This window comes from Streptomyces sp. NPDC030814, from assembly GCF_055572155.1.
The window spans coordinates 529260-550477 of the sequence record NZ_JBVIDX010000002.1 but is presented as its reverse complement, the minus strand read 5'-3'; the positions used below and the strand labels follow the sequence as shown (position 1 = coordinate 550477).

Sequence of the window (21218 nt, the reverse complement as noted above, 5' to 3'; positions counted from 1 at the left end):
CCGTGACCGATTCATGCCTCGTTCCCTCCCCGGACCCCACGCCCGCCCCCACCCCCGACCCTGCCGCCGTCCCCGGCCGTCCCCCGCTCCGCGGCCTTCCCGGCGACGAACGCGAGAAGATCGCGATCATCGGGATCGGCTGCCGGCTGCCCGGCGGGGCCAACGACCACCGCTCGTACTGGCGGAACCTGGTCGACGGCAAGGACTGCATCACCCCCACCCCGCGCAGCCGGTACGACGTGACCACACTGGGCAGCCGCGACAAGGCCAAGCCGGGCCGGCTGGTCGGCGGCCGGGGCGGTTACATCGACGGCTTCGACGAGTTCGACCCCGCCTTCTTCGGCATCAGCGGCCGCGAGGCCGACCACATGGACCCGCAGCAGCGGAAACTGCTGGAGGTGGCCTGGGAGGCCCTGGAGGACGGCGGTCAGAAACCGGCCGAGCTGGCCGGCCGTGAAGTGGGCGTCTACATCGGCGCGTTCACCCTGGACTACAAGATCGTCCAGTTCTCCGACCTCTCCTTCGACACGCTCGCCGCGCACACCGCGACCGGCACGATGATGACGATGGTGTCGAACCGCATCTCGCACTGCTTCGACTTCCGCGGCCCCAGCGTCTCCCTCGACACCGCCTGCTCCTCCTCCCTGGTCGCCGTCCACCTGGCCGGCCAGAGCCTGCTCCGCGGCGAGACCGACCTCGCCCTGGCGGGCGGCACCCTGCTCCACATCGCGCCGCAGTACACCATCGCCGAGACCAAGGGCGGCTTCCTCTCCCCGCAGGGCCGTTCCCGTACCTTCGACGCCGCCGCCGACGGCTACGTCCGCGCCGAAGGCGTCGCGGTCGTCGCCCTCAAGCGGCTCTCCGACGCCCTCCGCGACGGCGACCCCGTGCACGCCGTCATCATCGGCAGCGGCGTCAACCAGGACGGCCGCACCAACGGCATCACCGTGCCCAATCCGGACGCCCAGGTCGCCCTGATCCAGCGGGTCTGCGCCGAGGCCGGAATCGTCCCCGGCAGCCTCCAGTACGTGGAGGCGCACGGCACCTCCACCCCCGTCGGCGACCCGATCGAGGCGACGGCGCTGGCCCGTGCCCTGTCGGTGGGCCGCCGGCCCGGAGACCGCTGCTACGTCGGCTCGGTGAAGACCAACATCGGGCACACCGAGTCGACGGCCGGCCTGGCCGGGCTGATCAAGTCGGCGCTGGCGCTGAAGCACCGGCTGATCCCCCCGCACATCAACCTGGAGCGGCTCAACCCCGCGATCGACCCGGCCGCCCTGCCGTATGAGATCCCCACCGAGCCCACCCCCTGGCCCGCGCACCGGGGGCCGGCCAGAGCAGGCGTCAACTCCTTCGGCTTCGGCGGCACCAACGCGCACGTCCTGCTGGAGGCCGCGCCCGAACCGGACCCCGAGCCGTCGCTCGCCGAGCCGGGCAGGCAGACGGGCGGGGCGGAAGAAGGCGTTGGGACCGAAGAGCGCCTGGGGGCCGCAGCGCCCGCGCGGGAGGGCACCGGGGCCGATGCCCTCAACGCCCAGGACGGCCCCGGGCAGCCTCTGTGGACGGTCCTTCCGCTCAGTGCCCGGGAGGCCACCGCCCTCCCCGAGGTGGCCACCGGCATCCAGAGGGAGCTGGCCGGTGCGGGGGGCGGTGCTCCGGCCCGTCCGGCCGACGTCGGTCACACCCTGGCTCATCGACGCCAGCACCACGACGCCCGGCTCTCGATCGTCTACGACTCCCGGGGCGCCGCCGCCCGCGAATCGCTGGACGAGGCGCTCTGCGCCTATCTGCGCGGCGAACCCCACCCCCGGGTGCTCACCGACCACCGTCGCGAGCCCCGGAACCGGCGCCTGGCCTGGGTCTTCACCGGCATGGGCCCGCAGTGGTGGGCGATGGGCCGACAGCTCTTCGCCACCGAGCCGGTGTACCGGGAGGCCGTCGAGCGCTGCGCCGACCTCATGGCCGAGCTGACCGGCTGGTCGCTGACCGAGGAACTCGCCGCCGACGAGACGGACTCCCGGATGGCCGAGACCTGGCTCGCCCAGCCCGCCAACTTCGCCGTGCAGGTGGGCCTGGCCGCCCTCTGGCGCAGCCGCGGGGTCCGCCCCGACGCCGTCGTCGGCCACTCCACCGGCGAGGTGGCCGCCTTCCACGAGGCCGGCGTCTACGACCTGGCCGACGCGGTCAAGGTGGTGGTGCACCGCAGCCGGCTCCAGCAGCGGCTGGCCGGCACCGGAGGCATGCTCGCCGTCGCGCTCGGCGAGGCCGAGGCGGTCCGCCGGCTCCGCCCGTACGGCGACGCGGTCTCGGTGGCCGCGGTCAACAGCCCGGGTTCGCTCACCCTGGCCGGCGACCGTGCCGCTCTGGCCGAGCTGGCCGCCGCGCTCACCGCCGAGCAGGTCTTCGTCCGCCCGCTGGCCGTCGAAGTGCCGTACCACAGCGCCCGGATGGAGATGATCAAGGACGAGCTGCTGGAGTCGCTCGCCGATCTCAAGGCCCGCCCGGCCAGGGTTCCGCTCTATCTCACCGGGCGGGAAGGCACCGCGCTCGGCACCGAACTGGACGCCGGCTACTGGTGGCACAACGTCCGTGACCGTGTCCGCTTCCGGCAGGCGGTCGAGCGGCTGGCCGACGACGGGTACCGGCTGTTCCTGGAGATCGGCCCGCATCCGGTGCTCGGCCGGTCGATCGCCGAGACGGTCGAGCACCGGGCGGCAGGTCCGGCCGGTGACGTCCGCACCGCCGCGGCCGATCTCCCCGATATCCGCACCCTGCCGTCGATCCGCCGTCAGGAGGACGAACGGGCCACGTTCACCGCGTCGTTGGCGGCCCTGCACAACCTCGGTGTCGAGGTCGACTGGTCCGTGCTGCAGCCCTCCGGGCGGACCGTCCCGCTGCCGCGCTACCCCTTCCGGCGGGACCGGCACTGGGTCGAGCCCCACCCGGTGGCACTGGTCCGCCAGGGCCGGGTGGACCATCCGCTGCTCGGCCGACGGCTGCCGGGCGCCGAACCGGCCTGGGAGGCCCGGCTGGACGCCGAGGTGCTGCCGTACCTGGAGGACCACCGCATCCAGGGCAGCGTGCTCTTCCCCGCGGCCGGCTATCTGGAGATGGCCGTCCAGGCGGTGCGCGCGCTGACCGGGGGCACCGACGCCACGCTGGCCGGCATCGAACTGCGCAAGGCGCTCTTCCTGCCCGACGAGGAGAGCCGCGCCGTCCAGCTCACCCTCTCGACGGAGCACGGCGGCTTCACAGTCGCCACACCCGCCGGGCAGGGAACCGAGCGGACCGTGCACGCCGTAGGCACCGTCCGACCGTGCCAACGCCGCGGTCCCGACCGGCCGTTGGACGCCAAGGCGCTCCGTGAGCGGGCCGTTCGCCATCTGTCCGGGCCGGAGTGCTACGCGGAGCTGGCCGCGCTCGGGTACCACTACGGCCCGGCGTTCCAGGGCATCGAGGAGGTCTGGGTCTCCCCCGGCGAGGCACTGGCCCGGGTGCGGCCGACGTCGGCCGTACCCGACCGGGGAGCGGACCATCTGGTGCATCCGGTGGTGATGGACGCGCTGTTCCAGAGCCTGCTGACCCCGCAGCTGTCGACGGCCGGCCCCACGGGCTCCGCCATCCGGCTGCCGGTCGCCATCGAGGAGGTACGGCTCGACGCGGTGGGCGATCGTCCCCTGTGGGTGCACGCCACCGTCACCGGGGACACCGGCGGCGAACTGGTCGGGGACCTCGCGGTCTACGACGAGCGGGGCGCGCCGCTGGGCGGGATCACCGGGTTCCGGGCCGCCGACGTCGAGCAGGCCGCCACGGCCGTCGGCCCGGCGACGATGGACGGCTGGCTCGCCGAGCCGGTCTGGACGCGGCTGCCGGACGCCCCCGGCCTGTCGGACGCCTCCGATCCGCCGCTCGGGCACGCCGACCACTGGCTGGTGTTCGCGGACCGGCAGGGTGTCGCCGAGGCGCTGGCCCAGCGGATCACCGCACGCGGCGGCCGTTGCCAGCTCGTCCGGCCGGGTGCCGGGTACCGGCCCGCCGAGGGCGAGAGCCCGGCCGTCGTCGATCCCGGCTCCACCGCCGACCTGGCCCGTCTGCTGTCCGACCGCCGGGCCTGCGGCACACCGGACCCCGCTGCCGTCGTCCACCTCTGGAACCTCGACCGACCGGAACTGTCCGCCTCCGCCGGGCCCGCCACCACCGCCGGCCACACCTCCCCCGGCGCCTACAGCCTGGTCGTCCTGGCCGCGCTGCTGCAGACAGAACTGCCGGGCAGCCGGCTGCACATCGTGACCCGGTGCGCGCAGGCCACCGGCGCCGGTGAGCCGGTCGAGCCGCTGGGCGCGCCCGCCTGGGGGATCGGCCGGGTGCTGCGCCACCAGGAGCTTCCCGGCCATCCGGGCAAGCTGGTCGACCTCGGCCCGGTCGGGGCCGCCGACGACGAGGCGGCCGCGTTGCTGTGCGAGTTCACGCTGGGTGACGAGGAGGAGATCGCGCTGCGCGAGGGCCGTCGGCTCACCTGCCGGCTGCGCCGTGCCGAGGGACTGAGCCGACCGCTGCCGCCCCGGCTCCGCCCGGACGCCGCGTACCTGGTGACCGGTGCCTTCGGCGCGCTCGGCCGACTGCTGTGCCGCACGCTCGTCCGGCGGGGTGCCCGCCGGCTGATCCTGGTGGGCCGTGGCCCGCTGCCGCCGCGCGAGGAGTGGCGCGACCTGGACCCGACCGGCCCGGAAGGGCGGCGCGTCGCCTTCCTGCGGGAGCTGGAGGCACTGGGAGCGGAGCCGGTCCCGGCGCGGCTGGACATCACCGACGAGTCCGCGCTGGCCTGCTGGCTGGCCGAGTACCGGCGGCTGGACCGGCCGCCGATCCGTGGTGTCTTCCACCTCGCGGGCCAGGTCCGGGACACCCTGGTCGCCGAGCTGGACCGGGAGACGTTCGACGCGGCGTACGGCCCGAAGGTGCTCGGCGCTCTCGCCCTGCACCGGCAGCTGGCCGGTGAACCACTGGACCACTTCGTAATGTTCGCCTCGATCGCCTCGCTGCTGACCACCGCCGGACAGACCAACTACGCCGCGGGGAACGCCTTCCTGGACGCGCTGGCCCATCACCGCCGGGCACTCGGTCTGCCCGCGCTGAGCCTCGACTGGGGGCCGTGGGCCACCGGGATGATCGAGGAACTGGGTCTGATCGACCACTATCGCGGCAGCCGGGGCATGAGTTCGCTCGCCCCCGAGACCGGGATGGCCGTGCTGGAACGGGTACTCGGGCAGGACCGGGCCCAGCTGCTGATCGCCACCGTGGTGGACTGGCCGCTCTTCCTCTCCTGGTACCCGGACCCGCCGCCGCTGGTGGCCGACCTGGCCGCGACCGCCCGGGAGGCCGCACCGGCGGCCGAGCCGACCGGCCTGCTGGAGACTCTGCGGGCGGCCGGGGAGGAGGAGCGCCCCGCGCTTCTCACCGAGTGGTTCACCGCGCTGGTGGCCGGCGTGCTGCGGGTGCCGGTCGAGCAGATCGAACCGGGCTCGGGACTCGGCAACCTCGGTCTGGACTCGCTGCTCGCGATGGAGCTGCGGGCCCGGCTCACCACCGAACTCGGCACCGCCCTCCCCTTGGTGGCGCTGCTGAGCAACGCGCCGGTGGCCGACCTGGTGGCCCAGCTTCACGGGTCGCTGGCCGAGCTGCTCCACGAGGGGCGGTCCACCCGGGGAGGGGCTCTGGTCGAGCGGTTCGAGGACGCGTCGGTGTACCCGCTGACGCAGAACCAGAAAGCCCTGTGGTTCCTCAAGCAGCTCGACCCCGACGGGTTCGCCTACAACATCGGCGGCGCGGTCGAGGTCCGGGTGGAGCTGGAGCCCGAGCTGATGGCCATCGCCTTCCGGACCATGGTCGAGCGGCATCCGGGTCTGCGGGCCACCTTCGTGCTCGACGAGGGCGGGCCGGTGCAGCGGATCTCCGAGGCGGTGGAGCCGGACTTCGGGGTCGTCGACGTCGAGCACCTGGACTGGGACGAGATCCACGCGATGATCGTCCGGGAGTACCGCAGGCCGTACGACCTGGAGCGCGACCCGCTGGTGCGGTTCCGGCTGTTCCGGCGCGGTCCGGCCCGGTGGGTGATCATGAAGGCCGTCCACCACATCGTCTCGGACGCGATCTCCACGTTCACCTTCATCGAGGAGCTGCTCGCGGTCTACGAGGGGCTGCGGCGGGGCGAGGCGTCCGAACTGCCCCCGGTCACCGCGCGCTACCTGGACTTCCTGAACCATCAGAACGAGTTCCTGGCCGGGCACGAGGCGTCGAGGATGCTCGACTACTGGCGCTCGCGACTGCCGGCCGAGGTCCCGGCCCTCGAACTGCCCACCGACAAGCCGCGCCCCGCGGTGCAGACCCACAACGGCGCCTCGGAGTTCTTCGTCCTGGACGAGGAGCTGAGCGCCCGGGTGCACGCGCTGGCCCGCGAGCACAACGTGACCGTCTTCATGGTCCTGCTCAGCGCCTACTACTTGCTGCTGCACGCGTACTCGGGCCAGGACGACCTCATCGTCGGCAGCCCGGTGACCGGCCGCACCGACGAGCGGTTCGCGGGCGTCTACGGCTACTTCGTGAACCCGCTGCCGCTGTATGTCTCACTGTCCGGTGAGCCGACCGTGGCCGAGCTGCTGGACCGGGTGCGAACCACCGTGCTGGGCGGGCTGGACCACCAGGACTACCCGTTCGTGCTGCTGGTGGAGAAGCTTGGGCTGCAGCATGACCCGAGCCGCTCGGCGGTCTTCCAGGCGATGTTCATCCTGCTTCACCACAAGGTCGCCACCGAAAAGTACGGCTACCGGCTGGAGTACATCGAACTGCCGGAGGAGGAAGGGCAGTTCGACCTCACGTTGTCCGCGTACGAGGACGAGTCGGAGCATCGGTTCCACTGCGTGCTCAAGTACAACACCGACCTCTTCCGGCCGGAGACGGTGGCCCGGCTGGCCGGGCACTACGTCAACCTGCTGACGGCGCTGACCACGGCCGGTCCGGAGAGCTCGGCGACCGGCCTCGAACTGCTCGGCCGTGAGGAACGGGCCCTGGTGCTCGGGCGGTGGAGCGGCGCGGACCGCAGGGTCGCGTACGACGAGCCGGTGCACGAGCTGATCCTGCGTGCGGCGGCAGCCGACCCGGCGGCGCTCGCGGTGGTGATGCCGGCCGAGCCGGGCCCGGCCGCCCGCCTCACCTACGGCGAGCTGGCCGAACGCTCGGGGCGGGCCGCCGCCCGGCTGCGCGCGCTGGGCGCCGGGCCCGGCTCGGTGGTGGCCCTGTGCCTGGAGAAGTCACCGGAGTTGATCGTCGTCCTGCTCGCGGTGCTCCGCACCGGCGCCGCCTATCTCCCGCTCGCCCCCGGCGACCCGGCCGACCGGCTGGCCTTCATGGTCGAGCACACCGGAGCCGAGCTGCTGATCGCCGACGGCCACGACCGGCTCGACGAACTGCATGTCCGGCTGGTCACTCCGGGTGAACTGGACACGGCGGAAACCACGTTCACGGACGTACCGGTGGGCCTCGACGACCCGGCGGTCCGGCGGGACATCGACGTACCGGTGACCCTGGAGACCCCCGCGTACGTCATCCACACCTCCGGGTCCTCCGGTCGGCCCAAGGCCGTTCGGGTCTCCCACGGCAACCTGGCCTCGGCGTACCAGGCCTGGCTCGTCGAGTACCGGCTGGACACCGACGCCAGGGTGCACCTCCAGATGGCCGCCCCCTCCTTCGACGTCTTCACCGGGGACGTGGTCCGTGCGCTCTGCTCGGGCGGGACCCTGGTGCTGGTCGGCCGGGAGCTGCTGTTCGACACGGCCCGGCTCCATGAGGTGATGCGCGCCGAACGGGTGGACGCCGCCGAGTTCGTCCCGGCGGTGGCCCGCGTCCTGGCCGAGCACTGCGAACGGGCCGGGCTGCGGCTGGACTTCATGCGGCTGCTGGTGGTCGGTTCGGATGTGTGGAAGGTCGAGGAGTACGAGCGGCTGCGTGCCCTTGGCGGGCCGAGGACCAGACTGGTCAACTCCTACGGCCTCACCGAGGCCACCATCGACAGCGCGTACTTCGAGGGGCCGGTGGACGGGCTGGAGCCCAGCCGGATGGTCCCCATCGGGCGGCCCTTCCCGAACAGCACCCTCCATCTGCTGGACCGGCACGGCCGCCCGGTCCCGCCCGGGGTCACCGGCGAGCTGTGGATCGGCGGCTCCGGTGTGGCTCTCGGCTACGTGGGCGAAGAGGAGGGGACGGCCGGCCGGTTCGCCACCCTGCCGCTGGGCAGCGCCGACGGCACCGAACCGGTCCGGGTGTACCGCACGGGTGACCTCGCCCGCTGGGACGCGGACGGCCGCGTGCATCTGCTCGGCCGGGCCGACACGCAGATCAAGGTGCGGGGCCACCGGATCGAGCCGGGGGAGATCGAGAGCCGGCTCGCCGAGTGGCCCGAGCTGGACCGGGCCGTGGTCACCGTTCGGGCCGACCGGCGCGGCGAGAGCATGCTCTGTGCCTACTGCGTACCGGCCCCCGGCCGGACCGTCGACCGGCGTGCGCTCCGCCGTCATCTGGCCGGCTGTCTGCCGACCTTCATGATCCCGGCGTACTTCACCGAGGTGCCCGCGTTGCCGCTCACGGCCAACGGAAAGGTGGATCTCGCCGCGCTGCCCGCCCCCGCGGCGGACGGCGTGGAGCAGACGGCCGAACCGCCCGCCACCCTCTACGAGGTCCGGATGGCCGAGCACTGGCGGACGCTGCTCGGCATCGAGAAGCCGGGGCTCCAGCACGACTTCTTCGACTGCGGCGGCTCCTCGATCCGGCTGATCGAGCTGATCCACGGGTTGCAGACCGAGTTCAACATCACCGTCCCGGTGAGCCGGCTGTTCGAGGTCACCACCCTGCACGGGATGGCCCGCACCGTCGAGCACATCATCACCGGCCGGTTGGAGGGCGGCCGGCCGTACCTCTGGTTCAACCGGGAGCAGCGGCAGACCCTGTTCTGCTTCCCGCCGGCCGGCGGTCACGGCCTGGTGTACCGGCAGTTCGCTCGGCACCTGCCGGAGTACCGGCTGGTCGCCTTCAACTATGTGCCGGGGGACGCCAAGGTCGACGCGTACGCGAATCTGGTCGGTTCGCTGCAGCCGGAGGGGCCCTGCGCGCTGCTCGGCTACTCGCTCGGCGGCAACCTCGCCTTCGAGGTGGCCAAGGAGCTGGAGCGGCGCGGGCGGACGGTGTCCCATGTGGTGATCGTGGACTCGCACCGGATCGCCGAGCCCTTCGACCTGGCGGACGAGCACGTCGAGGCCTTCGAACGTGAGCTGGCGGAGCACCTGTGGCGGCACACCGGCTCGGCCGTGGTCGCCGAGGAGACCCGTGCACAGGCCCGCGACTATCTGCGGTTCTGCAGCCGGACGCCCAACCTCGGGGTGGTCACCGCGGAGATCGGCGTCATCTCCGACGCCGAGCAGACCGCGCTCCACGAGGCCGGCTACCACGGCGCCTGGTACGGCAGCTCGGCGACCCGGACGACGGTCCTCAAGGGCTTCGGCACCCACGCCGAGATGCTCGACCACGAGTTCACCGCTCACAACGCCCGGCTCACCCGGTCGTTCCTCACCGGAGCCCCACCCCATGCGTCGTGACCCCGGCAGCGGCCCGCCCGGCCGCCGCCGCCCGAAGCTGCACACCCCCACCACAGCCCCCATACGACGAACGGAATCCCCCCATGCCCGGTCAGCACCTCCCACTTCCCTATCCCTTCGCTCCCCGAGGGCTCGAACTCGACCCCGCGTACGCGCGGTTGCGCGAGCGAGCACCCGCCCGGATCCGCATGCCGTACGGCGATGAGGCCTGGCTGGTCACCCGGTACGAGGACGTCCGGGTGGTGCTGGCCGACCCGCGCTTCAGCCTGGCCGCCTCGATGGGCAGGGACCAGCCGCGGATGCGCCCCGTCGCCCGCACCGGCGCCGGTCTGTTCTCCACCGAGCCACCCGAGCACACCCGGCTCCGTTCGCTGGTGGCCGGGCAGTTCAGCGCCCGCCGGGTCGAGCCGCTGCGCGCGCGGGCCGTCGAACTGGCCGACGAACTGCTCGACGGGATCGTCGCCGCGGGCCAGCCGGCGGACCTGGTCGAGGACTTGGCCATCCCGATGCCGACCACCATCATCTGCGAGGTGCTCGGCATCCCGGCCAAGGACCACCGGATGCTCTGGCACTGGGCCGAGACGGTGCTCTCCGCCACAACCCCGGAGGAGGTGCTCGTCACCGAGGACCGGGCCTTCATGGAGTACATGGTGGGCGTGCTGGAGCTACGGGGCCGCGAGCCGGGCGACGACCTGCTCACCGCCCTGGTCCGGGCCTGCCACGAGGACCGTCTGATCAGCCAGGAGGAGCTGCTGTCGATCGCCTGCGACCTGCTGATCGCCGGCTTCGTCTCCACCACCAACCAGATCGGCAACTTCTTCCACCAACTCCTCACGCGCCGGGCGGAGATGGCGCGGCTGCGGGAGCACCCCGAGCTGATCCCGAAGGCCGTCGAGGAGCTGATGCGTTACGTGCCGCTGCTCACGGGCTTCAACCTGGCCCGGTACGCGACCGCTGACGTCGAGCTGGGCGACATCACGATCCGGACCGGCGAGGCGGTGATGATCGCCACCGCCGCCGCCAACCGCGATCCGGGGGTCTTCCAGGAGCCGGAACGCCTCGTCATGGACCGCCCGGTCAACCCGCACATCGGCTTCGGCCACGGCGTGCACTACTGCGTCGGCGCCCATCTGGCCCGGCTGGAACTCCAGGTGGTGATCGAGCGGGTGCTGCACCGGCTGCCCGGCCTGCGGCTGGCCGTCCCCGAGAGCGAGCTCCGCTGGAAGCAGGACGCGATGGTCAACGGTCTCCAGGCACTCCCGGTCGCCTGGTGACCGGGAAGGCGAACCGCAGCCGGGCACGTCAGACAGGTACGACGAGGAAGGCGAGGGAATTGGCGCGGCAGAAAGGCACGGACACGAGTGGGGGCACGGGGGCCGGCACAAGGACGGGTACCGGCCGCCGACGAGAAACCATGATCATCATTGGTGGTGGTCTCGGCGGTCTCTCCACCGGGTGCTACGCCCGGATGAACGGCTACCGGACCCAGATCTTCGAGATGCACGAGATTCCCGGCGGCTCGTGCACCGGCTGGGACCGCAGCGACTTCACCTTCGACTGGTGCGTCAGCTGGCTCCTCGGCAACGGGCCGGGCAACGAGATGTACCAGATCTGGCTCGAACTGGGCGCGCTCCAGGGCAAGGAGATGCGGCACTTCGACGTGTTCAACATCGTCCGGGGCCGGGACGGCAGGGCGGTCCACTTCTACTCCGACCCGGACCGGCTCGAGGCCCACCTGCTGACGATCTCACCGGCCGACGCCGCGCCGATCCGCGAGTTCTGCGCGGGCATCCGGACCTTCCGCAAGGCGCTGGCTGTCTACCCGTTCCTCAAGCCGGTCGGGCTGATGGGCCGGTGGGAGCGGTGGCGGATGATGGCCTCCTTCGTCCCGTACTTCACCACCATCCGCAAGTCGATCAGCGTGCTGATGACCGACTACGCGCAGCGGTTCCGCGACCCGCTGTTGCGCGAGGCGTTCAACTTCATCCTGTACGAGAAGCATCCGGCCTTCCCGGTGCTGCCGTTCCACTTCCAGCTGGCCTCGCACGCCAATCACGCGGCGGGGGTCCCGGAGGGCGGTTCACTCGGGCTGGCCCGGTCGGTCGAGGAGCGGTACCGGGGGCTCGGCGGCTCGATCACCTACAACGCCAGAGTCGAGGAGATCCTGGTCGAGCGGGACCGGGCGGTGGGCGTGCGGCTCAGCGACGGCCGGGAGTACCGGGCGGACATCGTGGTCTCGGCGGCCGACGGTCACACCACGGTGATGAAACTGCTGGGAGGCAGGTATCTCAACGACACCTACCGCAGGCTCTACACCTCCCTGATCGACCAGCCCGGCCAGCTGTCACCCGGTTACGTGTCCCTCTTCCTGGGACTGCGCAAGCCCTTCCCGGAGGGCGACCCGTGCACGACCTATCTGCTGACGGAGCGGCAGGCCAGCGAGCTGACCGGGATCCGCTGCCCGTCGATGAACGTGCAGTTCCGCACCCGGCACTACCCGGAGCTGGCGCCGCGCGACTCCACGGTGGTGTTCGCGACGTACTTCTCCGACATCGGCCCCTGGCGGGAACTGCACCAGGGACCGGAGCGGTCCTCCCGGGTGCGGCGCGGCCAGGAACTGCACACCCTGCCGGTCCGGCACGGCAGGGAGTACCTGGCCGCCAAGCGGCGGGTCCGCGACGGCATCGTCTCCTTCCTGGACGAGCGGTTCCCCGGTTTCAGGGACGCGGTGGCCGTCGCCGACGTCTCGACGCCGCTGACCCAGGTCCGCTACACGGGCGTCTACGACGGCACCTTCCCGGGCTGGAACCCGTTCGTGGAGGGCGCGGAGACGGTGGAGGAGGAGATCAAACGCAGCGGCCCGGTGCTGCCCGGGCTGTCGGACTTCTACCTCTCCGGGGTCTGGGCGACCATCGGCGGCCTGATCCGGGCGGCCGCCGCCGGCCGGCACGTCATGCAGTTCATCTGCCGGGACGACGGCCTGGAGTTCACCGCCGACATCGACCGGAGCGCCCCGCCGCCGACCCATGTGGTCATCCCGGTCGCCGGGCCACCCCGGCAGGCACGGACGGCCGATGGAGGCAACGCGGCGAGTGATCCGGCGAACACCGAGACAGGAGCACTGACATGAGGATCGAGAAGTGGGTCGTCCGTGAACACCTGGGCGGAGTCCCCGATGTCGACCGGATCTTCGAGAAGACGGTGGAGGACGTGGAGGTCGGCCTGCGCCCGGACGAGATGCTGTTCCGCACGCGGTACGTCTCGGTCGACCCGTATCAGAACGGGCTGGCCCTGGAGACGCCGATCGGCCACCACATGGGCGCGGACTCGATCATGGAGGTGCTGGAGGCGGGGCCGGAGGCCGCGTTCCAGGTCGGCGACCTTGTGCAGGGCTTCGGTGGCTGGCGCAGCCACGTCGTCCACAACGGCGCCGAGGAGGTGTGGCGGACGGGCACCTTCCCGATGGTGTTGCCGGCCTACCGCCGGCTGGATCCGGACCGGTACGACGAGCGGCTTCCGCTGTCCACCGCGCTCGGCATCATGGGTGCGCCCGGGATGACGGCGTGGGGCACGCTCACCAGGTTCATGACGGTACGCCCCGGTGACACGGTGGTGGTCAGCGGCGCGTCCGGCTCGGTCGGCACCCTGGTGGGCCAGTTGGCCAGGCGCGCGGGCGCCGCCCGGGTGGTGGGCACCACCTCTTCACCAGGCAAGATCGACTACCTGCGCGGGCTGGGCTTCGACGAGGTGGTGCTGTACGCCCAGGCCGACGACGCGGAGAAGGCGCGGCAGGCGCTGCTGCTCGCCGCCCCGGACGGGGTCGACCGGTACTTCGACAACCTGGGCGGGACCGTCACGGACGCGGTGTTCACCATGCTCAACGTGGGCAGCCAGGTGGCCGTCTGCTGGCAGTGGGCCACCACGGTCAACGGCGAACTGACCGGGCCCCGGCTGCTGCCGTACATCATGTTCCCGCGCACGACGATCCGCGGCATCTTCGCCCAGGAGTGGTTCCATGAGCCGCTGTTGACGCAGATGCACCAGGAACTGGGCGGACTGGTCCGGGGCGGTGAGATCCATTATCACCAGACCGTGCACCACGGCTTCGACGCGATCCCGCAGGCGTACCGCAGCCTCTATGTGAACCGGGAGGGGAGCCGGGGGAAGGTGCTGGTCGAGGTCTGACCGAGGCCGGGCCAGCCAGGCCCCCTCATGAGGGGGCCGTTGTCCCACCGGGGGACGGCCTCCGGCCGGACGTCCGACACCGGACAGCGCGCCCTCCGCGGCAGCCGGGCACTCGGATGACCGTGCCCCGATCCGAGGGGTGCGCCGTCAGTCCGCCCTCTCCGGGTGCGTGAGGTTCGCTCCGCTCACCGGATCGAACACGTGAGCCTTGGCCATGTCGACCTGCAACTCCACGGGTTCACCCTCGCGGGCGCGGGTGGCGGCGTCCAGACGGGCCACGATCTGACGGGTGTCGGCGCCGGTGTCGCGCAGTCCCGAGTCCTTGGCGAGTTCCTCCAGCTCCGTGGTCGTGGCGGGCCCGCCCTCCGCGGTGAAGTAGACGTACACATCGGAGCCCAGCGACTCCAGTACCTCCACGGTGACGGTGAAGACCGGGCCCGTCCGGTCCCGGTCGTGCGACAGGGCCGCGTCCTCGAATGCCTCCGGTCGCAGCCCGACGATGACCTCGCGTGGCGCGTTCTGCTGTTCCAGCGCCCGTCTCGTACGGTCGCCGAGGGTCAGGTCGCCCAGGGGTGAGCGCAGGACACCGCCCTCCAGGGTGGCGTTCAGGAAGTTCATCGCCGGAGAACCGATGAAGCCCGCGACGAAGATGTTGCGCGGCAGGTCGTACAACTGGGCAGGTGTTCCGATCTGCTGGACCAGCCCCTGTCGCATGACCACGACCCGGTCGCCGAGCGTCATCGCCTCGGTCTGGTCGTGGGTGACGTACACGGTGGTCGTACCGAGGCGCCGCTGCAGCCGGGAGATCTGCGTGCGCATCTGCACCCGGAGTTTGGCGTCCAGGTTGGACAACGGCTCGTCCATCAGGAACGCCTTGGGATCACGGACGATCGCCCGCCCCATGGCCACCCGCTGACGCTGGCCGCCCGAGAGATTGGCGGGCTTGCGGTCCAGGTGCTCGGTGAGATCGAGGATCTGCGCGGCTTCCGTCACCTTGGCGTCGATGGTGGCCTTGTCCACCTTGGCCAGGCGCAGCGGGAAGCCCATGTTCTCCCGGACGTTCATGTGCGGGTACAGGGCATAACTCTGGAAGACCATGGCGACGTCGCGTTCCTTGGGAGCGAGGTCGTTGACGACTCGGCCTCCGATGCGGAGGGTGCCTTCGGTGATGTCCTCCAGGCCGGCGATCATGTTCAGGGTGGTGGACTTGCCGCATCCCGAGGGACCGACGAGGATCACGAATTCGCCGTCGGCGATTTCGAGGTCCACGTCCTGCACGGCGAGTGCCCCGTCGGGAAAGCGCTTGGTGACTCCCTCGAGGATGATCTCGGCCATGGATGGTGCCTCCTTGCCTTCATACCTTCATGCAGTCCGGGTCGGGGTACTGCGGTCGGCCCCTCGCACCGGTGGTCTGCGTGCCGTGGTCGGCGTGTTCACCCCTTGACCGCTCCCGAGGTCAGTCCGGCGACGATCCGCCGCTGGAAGAGCAGGACGAAGACGATGATGGGGATGGTGATGACCACGGCGGCGGCGGCGATCGACCCTGTGGGCTGCTGGAACTGGGAGCTCCCGGTGAAGAACGCGATCGCGGCGGGCACCGTACGCGCGGACTCGGTGGAGGTCAGCGAGATGGCGAACAGGAAGTCGTTCCAGCAGAAGATGAACACGAGGATGGCGGTGGTGAACACGCCCGGCGCGGCCAGCGGCACGATGACCATGCGGAAGGCCTGGGCGGGCGTCGCCCCGTCGACCTTGGCCGCCTTCTCGAGATCCCACGGGATCTCCCGGAAGAAGGCCGACAGCGTGTAGATCGCCAGAGGCAGGGAGAAGGTCATGTACGGGATGATCAGCCCGATCCAGGTGTCGAAGATCCCGATGATCCGCTCGATGTTGAACAGCGGCGACACCAGGGAGATCGGCGGGAACATGGCGATCAGCAGTGACATGCCGATGAGCACCCGCTTGCCCGGGAAACGCAGCCGGGCCACCGCGTAGGCGGCCATGGTGCCCAGCGCCACCGCGATCACCGTGGCGATCAGGGCGATACCGATCGAGTTGATCAGCGCCCGGGTGAACTCGCTGGTCTCGAAGATGCCCCGGTAGTTCTCCCAGGTCCAGTCCGTGGGGACGTAGTTGCCGTCCGTCAGGGTGCTGGGGTCCTTGAACGACAGTGCGGCGATCCACCCCACCGGGAACAGGGCGTACAGCACGACCAGCACATTCATGACACCCCATCGGGCGGCATGCGTCTTGCCCACGGCGGCCATCAGCGCTTCACCTCCGCGCCGGGTGCGGCGGTGCCGAACAGTTTGACGAAGGTGAAGGCGATGATCGCGACGCAGATGAAGATCAGGACCGAGATCGCCGACCCGATGCCCAGGTTCAGCGCGGTGAACAGGTTGTCGTACCCCAGGATCGACACAGAGCCGGTGCCCTGGGCGCCCGCGGTCAGGACGTAGATGTTGTCGAAGATCCGGAACGCGTCCAGTGTGCGGAAGAGCAGGGCCACCAGGATGGCCGGTTTCATCAGCGGCAGCATGATCTTGGTGAAGCGCTGCCAGGCGGTGGCGCCGTCCACCATGGCCGCCTTCAGCGTCTCCTCGGGGACCAGCGCGAGGCCCGCGAGCAGCAGCAGGGCCATGAACGGTGTCGTCTTCCACACCTCGGCGAGGATGATCAGCCAGAGGGCGGGCCACTGCTCGGTCAGTGGGGCCTCCCCCTTGGGCAGCAACTCGGCGAGGTATCCGAGATCCGGGGTCCAGGCGTACTGCCAGGAGAAGGCGGCGACCACGGTGACGATCCCGTACGGGATGAGGACCGAGGTGCGGACGACGCCACGCCAGAAGATCGTGCGGTGCATCACCAGGGCGAGCCCCATCCCGAGGACCAGTTCGATCGCCACGGACACGGCGGTGATGAACAGCGTGACCCAGAAGGCGTCCCACCAGAACGGGGAGGACAGCACCGCCCCGTAGTTGCTGAGTCCCACGAACTCCGCGCGTCCGGGAAAGCGAAGGTCATAGCGCTGGAGGGACAGGTAGACGGCGTATCCGACGGGGTACGCGGTCACGGCGATCATCACGACGACCGCAGGCGCGCAGAGCAGCCAGCCGAGCCGACGCTCCTGTCTGGCGCCCGCCGAGAGTGCCGCCCGGTCCGGTTCAGCCTGCCCCGCCCGCGTCGCGGGTGGTGGCGGGACTCCGGCCGGTTGCGCCCGCGTGCTCATCTCGGGCCGTCCGAGGACACGGCCGGCGCACTGGATCGCCGGTGCACACAGTGGTGCGGGAGGAGGTGGTTCACGGGATCACACCCTCGGATCGCAGGGCCTCGTCGATCTGTTCCTTGATGGTGTCGACCGAGCTCTCGGGTTTGATCCCGGACGGCGGAGACAGGGTGTGGGAGACCGCGATCGACACGTTCTGGTAGACCGGAGTGATCGGGCGCACGCTCGCCGCCTCCAGAGCGGCCAGCACGTCCCTGGAGAAGGGGTACTCCTTCATGAACGCGGGCTCGTCGTACAGGGCGCGCAGCGTGGGGGGCAGACCGCCCTCGAGCGCGGCGGCGAGCTGGTTCTCCCGGTTGCGCAGGCACAGTGCCGCCTCGAAGGCCAGGTCGGGGTGGCGCGAGTAGGCGCTCACCGCCAGATCGATGCCTCCGATCGTGGGCCGTGCCGGGCGGTCCGCGTCGACCCGAGGGTATGGCGCCCAGCGGAAGTTCTTGAACAGCCCGGGGTTGTTCGCCTTCATCGACGGATACACGAACGGGTAGTTGAGCTCGAACGCCGCCGTTCCCGACTCCATGGCGAGCCGGTTCTGGTCCTCCATCTGGTTGGGGAGGGAGGGGTCCGCGGCCGGGGAGTTCGCCAGCTCACGCATGACCTCGGCGGCCCGTACGGCAGGAGGCCCGAGGGAGGGCTCGGTGGCGCTCGCGTTGAGGATGGTGCCGCCGGCGCTGTTGATCAGCGTGTTGAACCAGACGGTCAGGCCTTCGTACTGGGCGCCCTGGATCTCCACGAAGTGCGGTTTGCCCTGGCGGGCGAGGGCGTCGGCCATCTCCAGCATCTCGGCCCAGGTCGTGGGCGGCCTGGGTACGAGGTCCTTGCGGTACCACAGGAGCTGGGTGTTGGTGTTGTAGGGGACGGCGTACAGCTTGCCCTTCCAGGTCGAGGTCTGCAGCGGTACGCGCAGGGTGCCCTCGGTGGCCTGCCGCTTCGCCGTGCCCGTCCATTCCCGGATCCAGCGCGCCTCGGCGAACTCCGCCGCCCAGGTGACGTCCAGGCCCAGGATGTCGAGCGAGTCGTCCTCGGCGGCGAGCCTGCGGACCATTTGCTGGCGCTGTCCGTCGGCGGCGCGTGGGAGCTTGTTGTAGCTGATCCTGTAGCGGCCGCCCGACGCCTGGCTGCATCGATCGGCCGCCTTCTGGAGCGCGCCGGAGTCGTCGGGGAAGTTGTACCAGTTGAGGGTCGGCCTGCCGGAGCCCTCGTCGCTGCCGCACGCGGCGAGCACCGAGGCCAGCAGCGGCAGCGCGGCGAACGTCCTCAGCCATCGCGTGCCCCTGTGACGCCGCTTCCGACCCGAAACCGGCTGGCAGCCGCCCCTTACCTGCACGAGCTCCACACCTCGCTTCCGGGACGGTGGCACGGGATTCGGACGTCACAGCTTGTGCCTCTCCGCGAACACTAAAGACCGCAAAAGGGAACATCAAGCACATAGCGCATCAAATCACCCATGGGTATGTTGGCGAACCCGATGCGGGGGGATGTGCGGGCCCCGGAGGGAAGGGGTGCCGTGGTGTATCACCGGACCGTGCCATGGCGCTCGGATCCCATCCGGTCCCCGAAAACGACGAAGAGGCCACTTCCGGTCAACCGGAAATGACCTCCGACTCGCTGCTCCGCAAGTCGGGACGACAGGATTTGAACCTGCGACCCCTTGACCCCCAGTCAAGTGCGCTACCAAGCTGCGCCACGTCCCGTCGCGGCCCCCACGGTGCTCGCACTGCTGGTGCTCCGTGTGAACGCGCAGGTAAACCCTACCCTAAATGGGCCGGCACCCGACTCACCACCGCTGGGCCTCGGTCGGTGCGACGGCGCGTCGTGGGGTCGGGGCCCCCAGATCGGCTCGCACGCGGGCCTCGATGTGGAGGATCAGCGCGGTCAGGTCGGCGCAGTAGACGGAGGGATTGCGGAAACCCCTGCCGGAGGCGTACCGGTGGGCGAAGAGTCCGCCGCCGCACACGGCGAGCAGCGGGCAGTCGGTGCAGGTGGGACCAAGTTCCCTCGCCCCAGCCTGGCGCTGACGGACCAAGGGATGGTGGAGGACCTCGTCGAGGCTGTGACGGAAGACGTCGAGGCCGGTCTCCGGGGCACCTGCATAGGCGACCTTGAGCGAGTCGGACTGCTCGATCGAACCGTCGGTCTCGATGACGGCGAGGGTCGCCGGCGCCAGCCCCGCGGACTCGGTGCGCACGGAGCCGCCGAGGACACCGGCCATCAGCTCCTCGAAGAGGCGCAGACCCGTCTCACGCGCGGGCGCGTCGTACCAGCGGTCGAAGACCCGCCGCAGCCAGTCGGCGTACGGCGTCTCCTCTCCAGAGGCCGGTACTCCGGCGGCGGTGAGCGGAGCGACGGCGGGGACACGGTGCTGTCAGTCGGCGAGTCCGGGAGGCGGGGCGTCCCAAGTTCCGTGCGGCAGCAGGAGGTCGACGCGAGGGGGGCGTGAGGCAAGGAGTGCCTCATAGGTGCCGACCGGGTCGTTGGCGAGGTCGATGGTGCACAGAAGGCCTACGTAGAGGTGGCTGTACCGGGACGCGCCCAGCCGGTCCAGCCCTTCCATGACACGGCTGTGGCTCCCAGCGCCGTTGGGGAGGCGCCGGTGCCGGTCGTGAGCGGCTCGGGTGCCGTCCGGCCGCCCGGTCGTCCAGCCTGGCGTAGCTGAGAAAGAAATACGGCTGCTCCAAGGTGCCCCCCACCGTGCCGCGCCGCACCGACGGCATCGGGGTCCTACCCTGTCGCCACCGCTCTCAGACATGCCTTCGACCGCGAGTGCGCACGCGACGACAGCGGCCCTGGGGACGTGACCGCCCACAGGGCCTTGAACCCGAGGCCTCGCGGCCCGGGGGCGCGTCAGGTGACCCGGGCTCGATGCCCGCGTCGACGGGCTGCCCGCGGGTGACCGCCCGCGTCAGGGCATGGTCACCGCCGAGTGCGGGGCCGTCGGTGGCGCGGCCTTCCGCCTCGGCGTGGAGTCGGCCGGCCGCGGCAGGGCCGCGATGGATGCCTGGTTCGAGGCCGGAGCGGATTCCTGAAAGATCTCCCCAGATCCTCCCCGCGAAAAGTGGATCATGCGCTTCGTGCAGTCTGAGTGGTGCGATCGCCGAGCCGGACAGCGACCGCGAGGGGGCTGCCGATAGCGGTAGCCCCCTCGTCATGTTCGGTGAACGCCCAGCTCAGAGCGCTACTCCGGCGGCGTAGGCGTGTCGTGGGTGCGGTACATCGCCTGGACGTCGAGTTCCAGTTGGACCGTGGGGCCGACGACGGCTATGCCCCGGGCGAGCATCGTGCGCCAGTTGAGGGTGTAGTCCTCTCGGTGGAGTTCGCCCTTGGCGAGGGCGGCGCAGCGGAGTTCCTCGCCGTAGCCGCCGTTGACCGTGCCCAGGTAGGTCGTGTCGAGGGAGACGGAACGGCTCACGCCGTGCATGGTGAGGCTGCCCTGGAGCGTCCACTTGCTGCCGCCCCGGTAGGCGAAGCGATGGCTGGTGAAGTCGATGTGGGGGAAGCGCTCGACGTCGAGGAAGTCGGCCGAACGCAGGTGGGTGTCACGGGTGTTGTTGCCCGTGTTGATGCTGGACGCGTCGATGCGGACGTGGACGCGGGACTCGGTGACGTCCCGGGCGATCTGCAGTCCGCCCTCGAAACGTTCGAAGCGGCCGTGGACGTGGGCCATGCCGACGTGCTTGGCGATGAAGCGGATCGCGGTGTGCGGCGGGTCGAAGAGCCAGGTGCCGGGGACGGGGAGTTCCAGTTGGCGGGCCGACCGCAGCCAGACGCGTTCCGGGACCGGGCCGATGTCCGGGAGGATCTCCACTGATTCGCGGTGGGGTTCGAGCCCCTCGGCCACGATCAGCAGGCTGTACCCGCCCGGCGGCAGGACGGCCATGAAGTAGCCGTACGGGTCGGTGGTGCCGCGCGCCGCGACCCGGTGGCTCGGCAGTTCCGTCACCGTCACCTCGGCCGCGCCCATGGGATGGTTCACCGGGTCCAGGACCTCACGGACGAGGGCACCCGCGCCGGGCGGGACCGGCAGCGTCAGGCCCGCGGCTCCCCGGGTGGCTTTGGATGATCGCCGCCGGAGCAGTCCGAGGGGCATGCTGTTCACCTTTCAGTTCTCGATG

At 70.8% G+C, this 21218-nt stretch carries 11 protein-coding genes and 1 tRNA gene; 4 read left to right on the top strand and 8 right to left on the bottom strand.

Annotation, left to right across the window (positions count from 1 at the left end):
* The first annotated feature begins 119 nt into the window (after positions 1–119).
* The 4 genes from ACZ43N_RS05725 to ACZ43N_RS05710 all read left to right on the top strand — a co-directional run bounded on the left by ACZ43N_RS05725 (position 120) and on the right by ACZ43N_RS05710 (position 13826).
* The gene (locus ACZ43N_RS05725; protein WP_468095527.1) at positions 120–9641 is read left to right on the top strand and encodes a non-ribosomal peptide synthetase/type I polyketide synthase; all 9522 of its coding nucleotides are present in this window, start codon (positions 120–122) and stop codon (positions 9639–9641) included.
* An 83-nt stretch (positions 9642–9724) separates the two neighbouring features.
* Positions 9725–10915, top strand: coding sequence for a cytochrome P450 (locus tag ACZ43N_RS05720; protein WP_468095206.1), 1191 nt, complete (start codon positions 9725–9727; stop codon positions 10913–10915).
* A gap of 140 nt (positions 10916–11055) precedes the next feature.
* Positions 11056–12771, top strand: coding sequence for a phytoene desaturase family protein (locus ACZ43N_RS05715; protein WP_468095205.1), 1716 nt, complete (start codon positions 11056–11058; stop codon positions 12769–12771).
* Positions 12768–13826 (top strand): MDR family NADP-dependent oxidoreductase, encoded by a 1059-nt coding sequence (locus ACZ43N_RS05710; protein ID WP_468095203.1) that lies wholly within the window; start codon positions 12768–12770, stop codon positions 13824–13826. The genes ACZ43N_RS05715 and ACZ43N_RS05710 overlap by 4 nt, the downstream gene beginning before the upstream one ends.
* A gap of 147 nt (positions 13827–13973) precedes the next feature.
* On the opposite strand, the gene ACZ43N_RS05705 is transcribed toward ACZ43N_RS05710, so the two are convergent.
* The 8 genes from ACZ43N_RS05705 to ACZ43N_RS05670 form a co-directional block, all read right to left on the bottom strand.
* Complete coding sequence (locus ACZ43N_RS05705) at positions 13974–15161, bottom strand: ABC transporter ATP-binding protein (RefSeq protein WP_468095202.1); 1188 nt, start codon at positions 15159–15161, stop codon at positions 13974–13976.
* 98 nt (positions 15162–15259) lie between these two features.
* Positions 15260–16093 carry a carbohydrate ABC transporter permease gene (locus ACZ43N_RS05700; protein ID WP_468095200.1) on the bottom strand — a complete coding sequence of 278 codons (834 nt, stop codon included), beginning with the start codon at positions 16091–16093 and terminating at the stop codon, positions 15260–15262.
* The gene (locus ACZ43N_RS05695) at positions 16093–17052 is read right to left on the bottom strand and encodes a carbohydrate ABC transporter permease (RefSeq protein WP_468095199.1); all 960 of its coding nucleotides are present in this window, start codon (positions 17050–17052) and stop codon (positions 16093–16095) included. Before ACZ43N_RS05695 ends, ACZ43N_RS05700 begins: the two co-directional genes overlap by 1 nt.
* Positions 17053–17122: 70 nt before the next feature.
* The gene (locus ACZ43N_RS05690) at positions 17123–18433 is read right to left on the bottom strand and encodes an ABC transporter substrate-binding protein (protein WP_468095198.1); all 1311 of its coding nucleotides are present in this window, start codon (positions 18431–18433) and stop codon (positions 17123–17125) included.
* Between the two features lie 293 nt (positions 18434–18726).
* Positions 18727–18800, bottom strand: a tRNA-Pro gene (locus ACZ43N_RS05685).
* Positions 18801–18883: 83 nt separating this feature from the next.
* Complete coding sequence (locus ACZ43N_RS05680) at positions 18884–19318, bottom strand: hypothetical protein (RefSeq protein WP_468095197.1); 435 nt, start codon at positions 19316–19318, stop codon at positions 18884–18886.
* Between the two features lie 153 nt (positions 19319–19471).
* Positions 19472–19660: a hypothetical protein gene (locus ACZ43N_RS05675; RefSeq protein WP_468095195.1), complete on the bottom strand. Its 189-nt coding sequence runs from the start codon at positions 19658–19660 to the stop codon at positions 19472–19474.
* Positions 19661–20281: 621 nt separating this feature from the next.
* A complete protein-coding gene (locus ACZ43N_RS05670; RefSeq protein ID WP_468095194.1) occupies positions 20282–21193 on the bottom strand; it encodes a YceI family protein in 912 nt (303 codons plus the stop codon).
* Between the last annotated feature and the right edge of the window lie 25 nt (positions 21194–21218).